Source organism: Ferranicluibacter rubi (assembly GCF_011603255.1).
GTDB lineage: Bacteria > Pseudomonadota > Alphaproteobacteria > Rhizobiales > Rhizobiaceae > Ferranicluibacter > Ferranicluibacter rubi.
The window spans coordinates 49,255-62,267 of record NZ_JAANCM010000016.1; the positions used below are offsets into that span (position 1 = coordinate 49,255).

At 57.7% G+C, this 13,013-nt stretch carries 15 protein-coding genes and 3 pseudogenes; 9 read left to right on the forward strand and 9 right to left on the reverse strand.

What is annotated here, in order from left to right; all coding sequences use genetic code 11:
• Position 1 precedes the first annotated feature (1 nt).
• The 5 genes and pseudogenes from G8E10_RS22940 to G8E10_RS26135 form a co-directional block, all read right to left on the reverse strand.
• Positions 2-154: pseudogene (locus G8E10_RS22940) on the reverse strand (rhizopine-binding protein); the annotation flags it as partial.
• 72 nt (positions 155-226) lie between these two features.
• The gene (gene istB / locus G8E10_RS26125; protein WP_281517768.1) at positions 227-1,021 is read right to left on the reverse strand and encodes an IS21-like element helper ATPase IstB; all 795 of its coding nucleotides are present in this window, start codon (positions 1,019-1,021) and stop codon (positions 227-229) included.
• A gap of 15 nt (positions 1,022-1,036) precedes the next feature.
• Positions 1,037-2,530, reverse strand: a pseudogene (gene istA, locus G8E10_RS26130) (IS21 family transposase); the annotation flags it as partial.
• Between the two features lie 96 nt (positions 2,531-2,626).
• Entirely contained in the window at positions 2,627-2,953 is a 327-nt protein-coding gene (locus G8E10_RS22950) for a hypothetical protein (RefSeq protein ID WP_167130793.1), read from the reverse strand.
• Between the two features lie 83 nt (positions 2,954-3,036).
• Entirely contained in the window at positions 3,037-3,165 is a 129-nt protein-coding gene (locus G8E10_RS26135) for a hypothetical protein (RefSeq protein ID WP_281517762.1), read from the reverse strand.
• Between the two features lie 61 nt (positions 3,166-3,226).
• Here G8E10_RS26135 and tnpA point away from each other — a divergent pair, with 61 nt between their 5' ends.
• The 4 genes and pseudogenes from tnpA (at position 3,227) to G8E10_RS22975 (ending at position 6,014) form a co-directional block, all read left to right on the forward strand.
• Positions 3,227-3,631 (forward strand): IS66-like element accessory protein TnpA, encoded by a 405-nt coding sequence (gene tnpA, locus G8E10_RS26370; RefSeq protein WP_132449928.1) that lies wholly within the window; start codon positions 3,227-3,229, stop codon positions 3,629-3,631.
• A complete protein-coding gene (gene tnpB, locus G8E10_RS22965) occupies positions 3,628-3,978 on the forward strand; it encodes an IS66 family insertion sequence element accessory protein TnpB (RefSeq protein ID WP_062594513.1) in 351 nt (116 codons plus the stop codon). The genes tnpA and tnpB overlap by 4 nt, the downstream gene beginning before the upstream one ends.
• A gap of 59 nt (positions 3,979-4,037) precedes the next feature.
• Positions 4,038-5,715 (forward strand): annotated as a pseudogene (gene tnpC / locus G8E10_RS22970) (IS66 family transposase).
• Positions 5,715-6,014, forward strand: a complete 300-nt coding sequence (locus tag G8E10_RS22975) for a hypothetical protein (RefSeq protein ID WP_110808511.1) — start codon at positions 5,715-5,717, stop codon at positions 6,012-6,014. The pseudogene tnpC and the gene G8E10_RS22975 overlap by 1 nt, the downstream one beginning before the upstream one ends.
• Before the next feature lie 102 nt (positions 6,015-6,116).
• On the opposite strand, the gene G8E10_RS22980 is transcribed toward G8E10_RS22975, so the two are convergent.
• The gene (locus G8E10_RS22980; protein WP_167130814.1) at positions 6,117-6,608 is read right to left on the reverse strand and encodes a sigma-70 family RNA polymerase sigma factor; all 492 of its coding nucleotides are present in this window, start codon (positions 6,606-6,608) and stop codon (positions 6,117-6,119) included.
• Between the two features lie 435 nt (positions 6,609-7,043).
• On the opposite strand from G8E10_RS22980, the gene G8E10_RS22985 reads away from it, so the two are divergent.
• Positions 7,044-7,766, forward strand: coding sequence for a Crp/Fnr family transcriptional regulator (locus G8E10_RS22985; protein WP_167130815.1), 723 nt, complete (start codon positions 7,044-7,046; stop codon positions 7,764-7,766).
• A 177-nt stretch (positions 7,767-7,943) separates the two neighbouring features.
• On the opposite strand, the gene G8E10_RS22990 is transcribed toward G8E10_RS22985, so the two are convergent.
• Positions 7,944-8,698, reverse strand: a protein-coding gene (locus tag G8E10_RS22990) for an IS5 family transposase (RefSeq protein ID WP_167130816.1) whose coding sequence is annotated in 2 segments (ribosomal slippage) — positions 7,944-8,365 and positions 8,365-8,698 — 756 coding nt in all. Because the reading frame shifts where the segments join, the coding sequence is not laid out codon by codon here.
• A gap of 427 nt (positions 8,699-9,125) precedes the next feature.
• On the opposite strand from G8E10_RS22990, the gene G8E10_RS22995 reads away from it, so the two are divergent.
• Positions 9,126-9,398, forward strand: a complete 273-nt coding sequence (locus G8E10_RS22995; RefSeq protein WP_167130817.1) for a DUF6894 family protein — start codon at positions 9,126-9,128, stop codon at positions 9,396-9,398.
• A gap of 130 nt (positions 9,399-9,528) precedes the next feature.
• A complete protein-coding gene (locus G8E10_RS23000; protein WP_167130818.1) occupies positions 9,529-10,254 on the forward strand; it encodes a helix-turn-helix domain-containing protein in 726 nt (241 codons plus the stop codon).
• Positions 10,255-10,288: 34 nt separating this feature from the next.
• On the opposite strand, the gene G8E10_RS23005 is transcribed toward G8E10_RS23000, so the two are convergent.
• Entirely contained in the window at positions 10,289-10,528 is a 240-nt protein-coding gene (locus tag G8E10_RS23005; RefSeq protein WP_167130819.1) for a DUF6894 family protein, read from the reverse strand.
• A gap of 208 nt (positions 10,529-10,736) precedes the next feature.
• On the opposite strand from G8E10_RS23005, the gene G8E10_RS23010 reads away from it, so the two are divergent.
• Both G8E10_RS23010 and G8E10_RS23015 read left to right on the forward strand, forming a co-directional pair.
• On the forward strand, positions 10,737-11,450 hold the full coding sequence (locus G8E10_RS23010; RefSeq protein WP_167130820.1) for a Crp/Fnr family transcriptional regulator: 714 nt from the start codon (positions 10,737-10,739) through the stop codon (positions 11,448-11,450).
• Between the two features lie 938 nt (positions 11,451-12,388).
• On the forward strand, positions 12,389-12,595 hold the full coding sequence (locus G8E10_RS23015; RefSeq protein ID WP_167130821.1) for a hypothetical protein: 207 nt from the start codon (positions 12,389-12,391) through the stop codon (positions 12,593-12,595).
• 4 nt (positions 12,596-12,599) lie between these two features.
• Here G8E10_RS23015 and G8E10_RS26375 read toward each other — a convergent pair whose 3' ends face one another.
• Positions 12,600-12,857, reverse strand: coding sequence for a DUF982 domain-containing protein (locus G8E10_RS26375; RefSeq protein WP_167130822.1), 258 nt, complete (start codon positions 12,855-12,857; stop codon positions 12,600-12,602).
• Positions 12,858-13,013: the final 156 nt, after the last annotated feature.

Sequence of the window (13,013 nt, forward strand, 5' to 3'; positions counted from 1 at the left end):
TTCACTGGCTGTTCGGCAGATATTTTGCGACGGTCTGTGGCGTGACTAGTTCGAACGGAATGTTGTTCTCCCGTGGCACGGTCTGCTTCTGGGCGAGCTTAATGGCTGCATCCAGCGCGCCAGCGCCTTGTCCCGTTGCACTCTGAAGCACGGTTGTTGGTTTTCACGCGGAACTGAGCCGGTTTTTCCACCGAGAAGTGAGCCACCTCTGAGTATGGTTTTCTGATCAGGGTTTGGTCAAGGGGTTGGCTTTTTGTCCTTTCTTCTGCGCTGCTGCAGCCGAGCTGGCCTTGAAGCGGAAGCTGTCATTTCCTGTTTCCAGGATATGGCAACGGTGGGTCAGACGGTCGAGCAGAGCCGTGGTCATCTTGGCGTCGCCGAAGACTGTTGCCCATTCGCTGAAGCTGAGGTTGGTGGTGATGATGACGCTGGTGCGTTCGTAGAGCTTGCTCAACAGGTGGAAGAGCAGCGCTCCGCCTGAGGCGCTGAACGGCAGGTATCCCAACTCGTCCAAGATGAGCAGATCGAGGCGCACCAAGGTCTCCGCGATCTGGCCCGCCTTGCCCTTGGCCTTCTCCTGCTCGAGAGCATTGACCAGTTCGATGGTCGAGAAGAAGCGGACCTTTCGGCGATGATGCTCGATCGCTTGGATTCCAAGACCGGTCGCGACATGCGTTTTTCCAGTGCCAGGGCCACCGATTAGGACAACGTTCTGCGCCCCATCCATATACTCGCATCGATGCAGTTGGCGCACGGTGGCCTCGTTGATCTCGCTGGCAGCGAAGTCGAAGCCGGAGATGTCTTTGTACGCAGGAAAGCGAGCGGCCTTCATATGATAGGCGATGGAGCGGACCTCGCGCTCGGCCATCTCGGCCTTCAGCAACTGTGACAGGATGGGCACGGCCGCATCAAAGGCAGGAGCCCCTTGCTCGATAAGGTCTGTGACGGCTTGGGCCATGCCATACATCTTCAGGCTCCGTAGCATGATGACGACGGCAGCACTTGCGGGGTCATGACGCATGGCGACCCCTTCGATCCTGGCGCGTAGGCCATCATAGCGTTCGACATTGGCCTCGGGTTCACGCACCAAGGTCAGCGCCTGTGGCGTATCGATGTCGGGACCATCGATTGTCTTGCCGTCGATCAGCCGATGCAGCAGGTTCAGCACATGCGTCTTGGTCGCCACCCCCGCATCCAGGGCCAGTTCCACAGCCCTGAGGACGACCTGTTCGTCGTGATGAAGGACAAGGGCCAGGATATCGGCCATCTCACGATCACCGCCGGGGCGGCGAAGCATCTGATCTTGCAACTGTCTGAAGGCCACCGGGAGTTCCAGAAAGGGTGCACCGTTGCGCAGGGCACCGGGTTTGCGCTGGATGACGGCAAGGTAATGTCGCCAGTCGTAAATCGTTCGCGGCGGCTTGTCGTGGCTGCGCTCAATGACCCGCTCATGCTCGCATAGGATATTGCCCTCGGCCGCAACGACCAGTCTCTCGGGATAGATCCGCAGGCTGACGGGCCGGTTCGCAAACGATGCTGGCACGCTGTAACGATTCCGCTCGAAGGTGATCAGGCATGTCGGTGAGACGCGCTTGCTCTGCTCGACGAAGCCGTCAAACGCACCGGGGAGCGCCATCAATGCTGGTTGTTCTGCGGACCAGACGTCCGCGATCGTGCCGGGTAAGGTGCCGTGCGCCGTGTCGCGCCACAGGTCCTGGCAATGCTGTTCCAGCCAGGTATTCAATGCCGCCAGATCCGGAAAGTCCGGCATCTGTTGCCACAGCCGCGGTCGGGCATCCTGGACATTCTTCTCGACCTGACCCTTCTCCCAACCCTCGGCGGGATTGCAGAACTCGGGCGCAAAAACGTAGTGGTTCGTCATCGCGAGGAAACGGATATTGACCTGTCGCTCCTTGCCACGACCGACACGATCGACCGCTGTCTTCATGTTATCGTAAATGCCGCGGCCAGGCACGCCGCCGAACACACGGAACCCGTGCCAGTGGGCGTCGAAGAGCATCTCGTGCGTTTGCAGCAGATAGGCCCTGACCAGAAACGCCCGGCTGTGTGATAGTTTGATATGGGCGACCTGCAGCTTCGTGCGCTCGCCGCCTATCACGGCATAATCTTCGCTCCAATCGAATTGGAACGCTTCGCCTGGGCGGAAGGACAGAGGAATGAATATGCCGCGGCCCACTGTCTGCTGCTCAGTCCGCCAGTCACGGGCGAACGCGGCAACCCGACCATAGGAGCCAGTAAATCCGAGAGCCATCAGATCGGCATGAAGCTGCTTCAAGGTTCGGCGCTGCTTGCGCGACCTCCCGGCCTCGGTCTTCAGCCAGCCAGATAGTTTATCGGCGAAAGGATCAAGCTTGCTCGGTCGTTCCGGTACCGTGAATGTCGGTTCGATCGTGCCGGCATTCAAATACTTCGCGATCGTGTTGCGTGACAACCCGGTGCGCCGGCTGATCTCCCGGATCGACTGTTTCTCACGCAGCGCCATCCGACGGATGATGTTTAAAAGTCCCATGTGGATCACTCCGTTGCCCCCGTCGCTCGCCGCGTTGGGGGGAAGGTTCACATGGCTCAATTCTCAATGGAAATTATGCGCCTAACCGGCTCAGTTCTACGTGGAAACCAACAACGATCCGATCAAGCGGACGAGAAATCCGGCGCTGACTTTGCCCTGGGGCACCGTCTTCATCGAGCCCGGCGCCCGCATGGCAGTGTCGAAATCCGTCTGGTCGTCACCTACCAGCGAACGCTGCGTCTTTATGGCGAGCCGGGCCTGTTCCGATGACAGGGGGGTCCCGGCAGCCTCCCCATCGGTTTCTAATGGTGCTGCCGCCGGGTCGAAGCCCTGGCGAATGTCACCCGTCTTTCCAGCCTGGATGTCGCCACGGACCTGTGCCGCGGTTGGATCCCGGTGGTGATGCTGTCTGTTCCTACACATCGTATCCCCTCGTTATCCTACCCTGACGGGCTTATCGTCTCTGCCTCACGGCTATAAGCTCCGATGTGCGCTTCGGTACGGCGTCATCCATCCTGCACATGGCGGAATTGCAGATACGCCTGGTCGAGCGCCGCATCGATGAGGGCCATAAGCCCTGCGGAACGCTCAGTGCCCTCGAACCGAGCGATTTCCTTTGCGGCAGCTAGATGCACCGTATGCCTCCGCCGAAGGCCGTCTGCCCTGATTTGGTGATTGGCTTTAAGTCCATGCCTTATGTCATGCGCTACAATCATTTCCCCTATTGAGGTCTCTTCCGCGGACGATCTTGGCCGTCGACGGGATTGGTCGGACGAAGAGAAGGTTCGGATCGTTGAGGAGAGCTTGCAAGGCTTTCGGCAGGGTTCAGTGACGGCGCGGCGATATGGATTGTCTCGGTCGTTGTTGACCCGTTGGCGTCGGGAATACCGGAGCGGGCTTCTGAGCGTTACCGCATCAACAAGCTTCGTGCCGCTTTCGATTTTGCCGCCGCCGGCATCTTCCGAGATGGCCGGTCCGCTCTGGTCGGACGGCGACAAGACGATCGAGATCGGCCTGCCGAACGGTCGTCGCCTGACGATCCCGGCCTCGCTTGATCCGAACATCCTTGCCGGCCTTTTGCCGGTCCTGGATGCGTCATGATCGCCTTTCCGGCCGGGGTGAAGGTGTGGATCGCGGGCGGCGTGACGGACATGCGTTGCGGCATGAACAGCCTGGCGCTGAAGGTGCAACAGGGTCTTGGCCGCGATCCTCATGGCGGTGAGGTCTTCTGCTTCCGGGGTCGCAAGGGTGATCTGATCAAGGTTTTGTGGCACGACGGGATCGGCATGTCGCTTTACCTGAAGCGGCTTGAGGCTGGAAAGTTCATCTGGCCGGTCAGCCAGAATAGCTCCGCCGTGCCAGTGTCGGCGGCGCAACTCGGCTATCTTCTGGAAGGGATCGACTGGCGCAATCCACGCTGGACGCAGCGACCTGCAACGGCAGGATAGTCGCCAACCGTTCCACTGTTTTTGTTGGGCTTTCTGTGGTTCCATGGTAGCTTTCGGCCATGGATGATGCTGCTTCGGAGATAGCCAGATTGCGCGCCGCGCTTGCGGTATCGGAAGCGCGTGCCGCCTCCGCCGAGGCCGATCTCGCGCAGGTGCGCGCCGTCGTGACGACTTCGGAGGCGATGATCCGGCACCTCAAGCTCGAGATCGCAAAGCTGCGCCGTGAGCAGTATGGCCAGAGCTCGGAACGGCGCGCCCGGCTGATCGACCAGATGGAACTGCAGCTCGAAGAACTCGAAGCTGACGCCACCGAAGACGAGATCGCGGCTGAACGCGTGGCAGCGAAGATCACAAATGTCTCCGCCTTCGAACGCCGCCGGCCGGCCCGCAAGCCGTTTCCCGAACATCTGCTGCGCGAGCGCCTGGTCATCGAAGCTCCCACGCAATGCGCCTGCTGCGGCTCGGCCCGGATCGTGAAGATGGGCGAAGACGTCACCGAGACGCTGGAGGCGATCCCGCGCCAGTGGAAAGTGATCCAGACGGTGCGGGAGAAGTTCACCTGCCGGGACTGCGAGAAGATCAGCCAGTCACCGGCCCCGTTCCATGCGACACCGCGGGGATGGGCAGGTCCCAACTTGCTCGCTACGATCCTGTTCGAGAAGTTCGGCCAGCATCAGCCATTGAATCGCCAAGCCGAGCGCTACGCCAGGGAAGGCGTCGATCTCAGCCTCTCCACGTTGGCCGACCAGGTCGGAGCCTGCGCGACCGCCCTCCAGCCGATCCATGACCTGATCCGTGCCCATGTTCTGGCAGCCGTTCGGCTGCATGGTGACGACACCACCGTGCCGCTTCTGGCCAGGGGTGCAACAAGGCAGGCAAGGTTATGGACCTACGTCCGCGATGATCGTCCCTTTGCGGGCGGCGGGCCTCCTGCAGCGCTCTTCCACTTTTCTCCGGACCGGGAGAAGACCCATCCCAACACGCATCTTGCCGGATGGCACGGCATACTGCAGGCGGATGCCTATGGTGGCTACAACGATCTCTATCGTGCGGATCGCCGCCCCGAACCGGTCAAGAGCGCGCTCTGCTGGAGCCATGCACGGCGCAAGTTCTTCGAACTGGCCGATATCGCCGGCAATGTGCGCAAGGGCAAACCTGCCCACGAGATATCGCCTGTCGCGCTCGAGGCCGTCGCCCGCATCGACGCGCTCTTCGATATCGAGCGAGGCATAAATGGGAAGTCCGCCGAGGAGAGACTGGTAGCGAGGCGGCAGCATGCGCTTCCGATCGCCGAGGAACTGCGCGACTGGCTCATGGCCCAGCGTTCCCAGATGTCGAAGCACAATCCCGTCGCCAAGGCGATCAACTACATGTTCGAGAAGGAGGGACGCTGGGAGGCCTTCACCCGGTTCCTCGATGACGGCAGGCTATGTCTGACCAACAATGCGGCCGAGCGCGCCCTGCGCGGGATAGCTCTCGGAAGAAAGGCGTGGCTATTCGCCGGCTCCCAGCGCGGCGGCGAGCGTGCTGCCTTCATGTATTCCCTGATCGTCACGGCCAAGATGAACGACATCGATCCGCAGGCCTGGCCTTACGGCGCATGCAAGCATGCGCCTGTCGGCTAAGAGCATGGCGGACGTGCTCGCTCGCATGCCTGGCATCCCCGTGTCGCGGCTGCCTGAACTGTTGCCGTGGAACTGGTCTTCCGCAGGCCACGTCCACCAGAAAGCAGCCTGATGGCGCGCCCGACGCATGTCTACACGATCGACTATGTTGCCTCGCTGATCGGCGAGAACATTGAACTTCTCCAGAAAATCGCCAACAATTCCGACAACATCGACTACGGCGAGATGATCCATGTCCATGACGGCAGCGAAGAGGGCATCACCACCTTCACGGACCGGGGGATCGAAAGCTTGCAGGAATTCCTCGCCGATATCCGCACCTGGGACGGAGGTGTGCGGCAGTTCCTTATCGACGAGCAATGTGATCCGGAAAGGATCGAACGCATCATGGCGGACCAGCCTAAATCATAAGCTCCGCGGCCTTCGCCGGATGGATACGATGCACCAGCACCCTCTGGAGGTTGGGAAGGTGAGCGTCTGGCGGCCGGATGATATCGTCGGTGAGCATGGCGGCTAACCGAGCGCCGAGACAAGCGCGCTACGCGCCCGGCAGACCCGGCTCTTCACTGTGCCGACTTCGCAATTCATCTCGATCGCCGCGTCCTGGTAGGAGGTTCCGCAGGCTATGATCAGGACCGCCTCGCGCATCGACGTTGGCAGAGCCTTCAAGGCCTCATCCACCTCTGACTGTCGGATCGCCCATTCCTGCGACGGCGGTACCGACGGGTGTAGGGCCGCGCAATCGCCCAACCCCAGAACCTCTCGCTGTCGATTTTTGTAAGCCGAACAAAACGTGTTGAACATGATCTTGAACAGCCAAGACTTCAGATTGGTACCCGTATGGAACCTCTCGGACGCGTTCAGCGCCTTAGCGATCGTTTCCTGAACGAGATCCTCCGCTTCGCTTCCGCCGCGCGTTAGACGCGTGGCATATTTTTGTAAGACTGGCTGCCAGTTTAGGACATCCTTGGAGAAATTGTCATGAGCACTGCCATTCTTCAACATATACATCTCCCTGATCTGGCAGACGGGAAACTTTCGTATCCAACATTAGTTCTGGTGCGGTTTCGTACGGATTGCAGTACGGCGTAACCGGCGCGAGCAATTGTGATGCGCTTCGCTGAGCTCGAGCTACCGTTCTGCTCAACTGCATGCTGTCTCCTCTCCACAGCGCGACCATTGATACGCCAACACGTCAGGCGATATAGCGTTTCTGCCAGCCGTACCTCCGTACGTTTTTCACGGTGCTGCACTCGCCAGCGATCCGACTGAGGGCTCGTCAGAACAATCTCTTGTTGGAGCCGGCGGTGCCAAGATCTCCGGTCTGTCGGATTTCGTACCAACAGCGCGAAGCTATGGAAAATGAAAGAAGCTTGCGGCATAAGCCGTTGATATTAGATCACAACAACGAGCTCCAGCTCTTCCCTTGGAGGGGGAGAAATGAACCCACCTTCGCAGGACCTAGTGCAGAATCTCTTGCTTCGTGCCGCCAGTCCGGATGCGTATGCACTGATCGCTCCGCACATGCGTTCCGTTCACCTGCCTCTTAAGTTGACGCTCGTAGAGCCAGATGAACCAACCGATGTTGTCTGCTTTCTGGACAGCGGTCTGGCCTCTGTCGTTGCGGTCACCGACGAGAAGGACATGGTCGAGGTAGGACATATTGGCTTTGAGGGAGCGACCGGTTTGCATACGGCCCTCCATAGCGGTCAATCACCAACTAGGACGTTTATACAAGGCGAGGGAGCAGGATATTTGGTTCCGACTTCGATCGTAAGGTGTACGCTCGACACCCAACCCGATTTCGAAACTCTGGTTCTGAGATATCTGCATTCGTTTAACATCCAGGTCTCGTATACCGCGTTGGCGAATGCCCGCTTTAGCATTTACGAACGTTTGTCGCGCTGGCTGCTGATGTGCCAGGACCGCCTTGGCCAGGACCTCGGCCTCACCCATCAATTCCTTTCCATCATGCTCGGCGTTCGCCGATCGGGCATAACCAATCAATTGCATCTGCTCGAAGGTATTGGAGCGATCAGATCGACACGGGGCAACATCCGAATTTTGGATAGGGCCAAGCTCGAGGAAATTGCGGGGGGAAGCTATGGCGTGGCGGAAGGAGAATATGAGCGTTTGATCGGTGTAGCGCTTCGATATCGATAATTGTCCGCTGGGCTTCGCGTCGATTAGCGTCATTTCCCAATATTGCGATGTAGAGAGCCATATCGACAGACGGCACAGAGCGCTACTGTCACTCCCACCATGCGCTGTTCGTGATCGACAGCAATTTGCTTGAGCTTGGTATCAGGACTTTTGCCACTAGGCTCAAGACTCATTGTTTCAAATCCAGAAGATGACGGTTGCAGCGATGCAGATGGCTGAGAAGAAAGTGTGGGCGCATCGGTCGTATCGTGTAGCGATGCGTCGCCAGTCCTTGAGCTTGGCGAAGAGGTTCTCGACCTTGTGGCGCTGGCGATAGAGTGCCTTGTCGTAGGGATAAGGAATTTTCCGGCTTCGGCTCGACGGAATGCAGGGTTCGATGCCCTTGGTTACGAGCGCCTGCCGGAACCAGGTGCTGTCGTAGCCGCGATCGGCGATAAGGACGTTGGCTGGCGGGAGGGCGTTCAGCACGAGACGGGCGCCTTTGTGGTCACTCATCTGACTTTCCGATAGCAGCATGACGACGGGACGGCCTTTGTCGTCGCAGACGGTGTGGAGCTTGGAGTTCAGGCCGCCCTTGGTGCGTCCGATACGTCGGGGAACATCCCCTTTTTAAGCAGGCTCGCCGCCGTGCGGTGGGCCTTCAGGTGTGTCGCGTCGATCATGATGCGCTCGGGCTTGGGACCTTCGCCCGCCAAAGCCGCAAATATCCGGTTGAACACGCTGAGCCGACTCCAACGGACGAAGCGATTGTAGAGCGTCTTGTGCGGGCCGTAGTCCTTCGGCGCATCCTTCCACTGCAGCCCGTTGCGGATCACATAGACGATCCCGCTCACCACCCGCCGGTCATCGACCCGCGGCACACCATGCGCCAAGGGAAAGAACGGCGAGATCCGAGACATCTGACGCTCGCTCAGCAAAAACAAATCACTCATCACGACCTCGTCAATGGAGACTGTGAATCACATCTCAAAGCAGATTAATAGGTCCTGAGCCTAGCCAAATGAAGTGGCTGTTCAGCGATATCCCGGATAAAGCCGGGCCAGTGCCGTCGTCTACAGCACCGTGCCGACGTCGCCGAATTTCCGCCTTTCAACGTCAAAAAAATCGACGCTGCCTGATCCAATGCAGCTGCCGCACAGCGACCCGGCGAAGTTGGACGCGTGAACGCGAATGGAAAGGCGCGTACAAAACGTCAATAAGGTGTGCGGTTCTCCTCGTTGACGAAGAAGGCAGCGGCAGCACCACGGGCCTTCAATAAACCTTGTTCGCGTGCGACACGGAGACATCATCCGCCATCGATCCTAGGCGCGGGTGGCTGAGAGATCGTTTTGCTCTTGCCTATGCAGGAGTAACAGATCAATGGCTCGGTATTTCTTCAACGTTCACGACGGCGTCTCGATTGCAGATACGGTCGGTTCCGAGCATCCCAATATAGAGAGCGCCCGGAGCGAAGCGGTCGAGACGATCGCCGAGCGCCTGAGAGGAACCATGCTGAAGAAGACCGATGTTTCGGCGTGGCTTATGAACGTTGTCGATGAGAGCGGCTTTACCGTCATCGTCCTGTCATTCACCGCTGCCGTCAAAATTGTCGATCGGTTTGATGCCACTACCACAGAAGCTGCTACAACTTAGAAATGTCAAAACCGCACACAATGGCCGCAGCTCTTGGCCTATGCGGTGGCTTGCGCCATAAGCTGTGGATTGTTGACGCCTTGCTTTCCGTCGACATGAGATCGGGCTCCTTCCCGCCGGAGGCAGTGCCGTGTCCGACTTTTCCCAATCGACTGTTTCGAATTTGCTGTTGCGGGCCTTGCCGGCTGATGCGTTTGACCTGTTGAAGCCTGCGATGGAGCTAGTCGATCTGCCGTTACGCTTTGAGTTGGTGGCGCCTGACGTGCCGAACGATGTCGTGTACTTCCTGGAGCGCGGGCTGGGATCGATCGTCGCCACAAGCAGCGACGACGAAACCGTGGAAGTTGGTCACATCGGCTACGAGGGCATGTCGGGCGCGCATGTTCTGTTGAAAGTGCCAAAGACACCCAACAAAACCTTCATGCAAGCTGAGGGCAGCGGCCTTTCGGTGCCAACGACGGTGTTTCTCAACATGGTGAAACAGGTGCCACCCGCAAACGACCTGCTTCTGCGCTATGTTCATTGCTGTGAGCTTCAACTGGCGCATTCGGCCCTTGCCAACGCACGTTACAACATGCCGGAACGCTTGGCGCGCTGGCTACTGATATGCCATGACCGTCTTCAGACAGATGATCTGCCCCTCACGCATGAGTTCCTTTCGATCATGCTGGGTGTACGACGCTCAGGCGTTACCAATGAAATTCATATCCTGGAAGGCCTCCACGCAATCAAGGCTACCCGTGGAAATGTCAAAATCGTAAATAGACAAAAGCTCGAAGACGTTGCCGGGGGGGCCTATGGCATTCCCGAGCTGGAATATGAGCAATACATCGGCATTCCGATCCGGAAAGCGTAATGGACACCTTGCTCTCAGAGAAATCTTCAGGGCATCAATCGCCGAGTTCGTAAGCCTCAGAGAAGGGTACCTCCATTAAAAGGTCGCCATCGGCATCGCAGATTTCGATTTGACGATGGGAAATATCCCGCCCTTGCAGGATCGCTGCGCTCATCAGAGCTCTGGCATCCATGATCGCTTCGCGGCGCGCTGCGTCCAAATCCGCCAGTTCAGAGCCCTCTTCATCCGGGATAACTGTCGTTCTGGTCGAAATATTGAGATGGAATATCGGCATTGACCGCCCTTCGCGGAAATAGCCAACGTCAGTGCTGGCATGAAACTACTAATCATTTGCTCGCGTCGCGTCGGTTCAGGGAATTGTCAAAATCGTACAGTTCCCGCGCCACGCTAGAGTATTCGCTTAATCCGCGCCATAACCTATCTATACCTCTCTTTTTATATGATGGGTTCGAGTGCGGGCTCTCCCCCGATGGAGCCCAGACATGCAAGACATTAAACGTGCAGACGTCCGGAACCGGCTCCTTGGAGCGCTCGGGACCCAAGCGTTCGAACTGCTCCAGCCTGGCATGGAACGCATCGATCTTCCACTCCGCACCGTATTGGTGGAGAGCGATCAGCCGACCAGTCATATCTTCTTTATTGAGAGCGGTTTGGCGTCGATCGTTGCAAGAACGGTCGATGACGAGGCTATCGAAGTCGGACATATCGGCTGGGAAGGCTTGTGCGGCACGCATAGGCTTCTGAGACTTGAAACGACGCCTAATCGGACATTCATGCAAATCGACGGAAGCGCCATCACGGTTCCGGTGGAACTTGTGTATCGACTTATCGACGAAGACGCCGCCGCGCGTGACCTGTTTTTCCATTACATTCATACCTGCGAACTCCAGCTTGCCCATTCGGCGCTGGCGAACGGCCGGTACAATATGTCGGAGCGCCTGTCGCGCTGGCTCTTGATGTGCCACGATCGGATCCGCGATGATGACATGGCACTCACCCATGAATTCCTTTCGCTGATGCTGGGCGTGCGCCGCTCCGGCGTGACCGATCATTTGCATATCCTCGAAGGCATGCACGCCATCAAAGCGACACGAGGTCGTATCCGTATTCGCGACCGGGCCAAGCTCGAGGAAATTGCCGGCGGTTGTTACGGAGCCCCCGAGAGGGAATACGACCGCCTGATCGGCAGCAGATGACGCCGGGGGCAAAGAAGATCCGCCTCAACCTATTGCTCAACCATCTGCGGAAAAGACGGTGGCGCAATCTGCCGGCTCAGGTGGGCCTAAAGACAGCGCTTGTTGCCGAAGACCTTGGCCTTATTAGATCCAGAGGCGATGACCTCCGAACAAGAAATTATCAACTGACATCAGCTGGCCACGCCTACTTGGTGGGCTTACCGGCTGTTGCATTGAATGACGTTCATGCGGTCCGCTGACCTTTTCAGGTTCCAACCCTGCGCATTTTTGGGTATCTAGCACTAAAATGCTCTGCGGCCGTGCCTACGTCAGAAACCGTACCGTCAGCTCAGGCGCCCGGGAACAGCTACGGGCGGTTCTCATTCTGTTTCCGATCGCGCTGCAGCCGTGCAGCTTTCAGTCGCTCGGTTTTCTCCCGGTCGGCTAGGCGCTGGGCTTCAAGCACCCTTATTGCCTCGGCTTTTGCATCCTCGGAGCGTCCCCGTGCGGAGGGGCCTCTTGGCCGTCGCTTCTTTTCTTCAAGTTGATCCATTCCATCCTCCATGAAGATCTTTGAAGGAGGAAAGCTACGTCAGACTTGTCTCATTTCCACATTTCTGCTGACTGCGTACGATACCGCACTTATTTCAATGTCGTTGGAAACGCTGCGTTAGCTAGTGATTTTGGATCGGTTCTGAGATCTCCCCAGCCAGGCGCTCAACATCAGTTGCAAAGAGTTTGATTTACACGCCAAGAAAACCTTTCCTATGAAATGTGGGCTGGAAAGGGCAGCTTACCGGAGTCCGTTTGCAAGAACAGCCGTATTGAAGGGCTATAAGTACAGTGAATTACTGAACTCCGGTGGGCTGTGACCACTGTACGCTATCCGACCCTTCTCCTCCTGGCATTTCGCAATCCATAGCTTGCGACTAGTATCGACTTTTCGAAGGAGGTCGATCATGACCCATAGCTATGCATTCGCATCTGAGCCCCTCTCGAGTGATGACTTGAATTTGCTGCACGGCACGCTGCGAAAATGGTGCGACGAACGCGGCGTTAAGATCACCGCCCCGGAAGCCGAACAGGCCGCTGTCGAACTTATTGACTGGTTTCAGTTCGGTCTGCGTCACGAAGACCAGTTGATCGAGATGATCCGCCGGTCCTGATTGCTCATCGTTCCAACATCCCCGCCTCGAAACTCGCGGCCAAGAAGGTCTCGCGTACAACTTCGGCAGAAATCCTCTTCTGCAGGGCTTGAAGACATTGCAACCGAGCATTGTCGTAGTGCGCTCCATCCGTGACAGGCCAGCGATATGTCAGATGGTGTAAGGCTTCTTCCGGTCCATGGACTGCGTCAGCGATACCATAGCCAACCCTTATCCGAACAGGAACGTTCCACTGAATCGGAAGACTATTCTCGCTTTGCATGGAAATCTCCTCTCGTGGTGACTAACATGGATCAACGCGTTTGGTTGCCGTACGAAACGGTACGAAGAATGTGGCTTTGCCCTGACAGAAGTGTGCGTTTTCCGACCAAATGCCCGAAAATATTGACACCCTGCTAGCGTGGCTCTCGAAAACTTT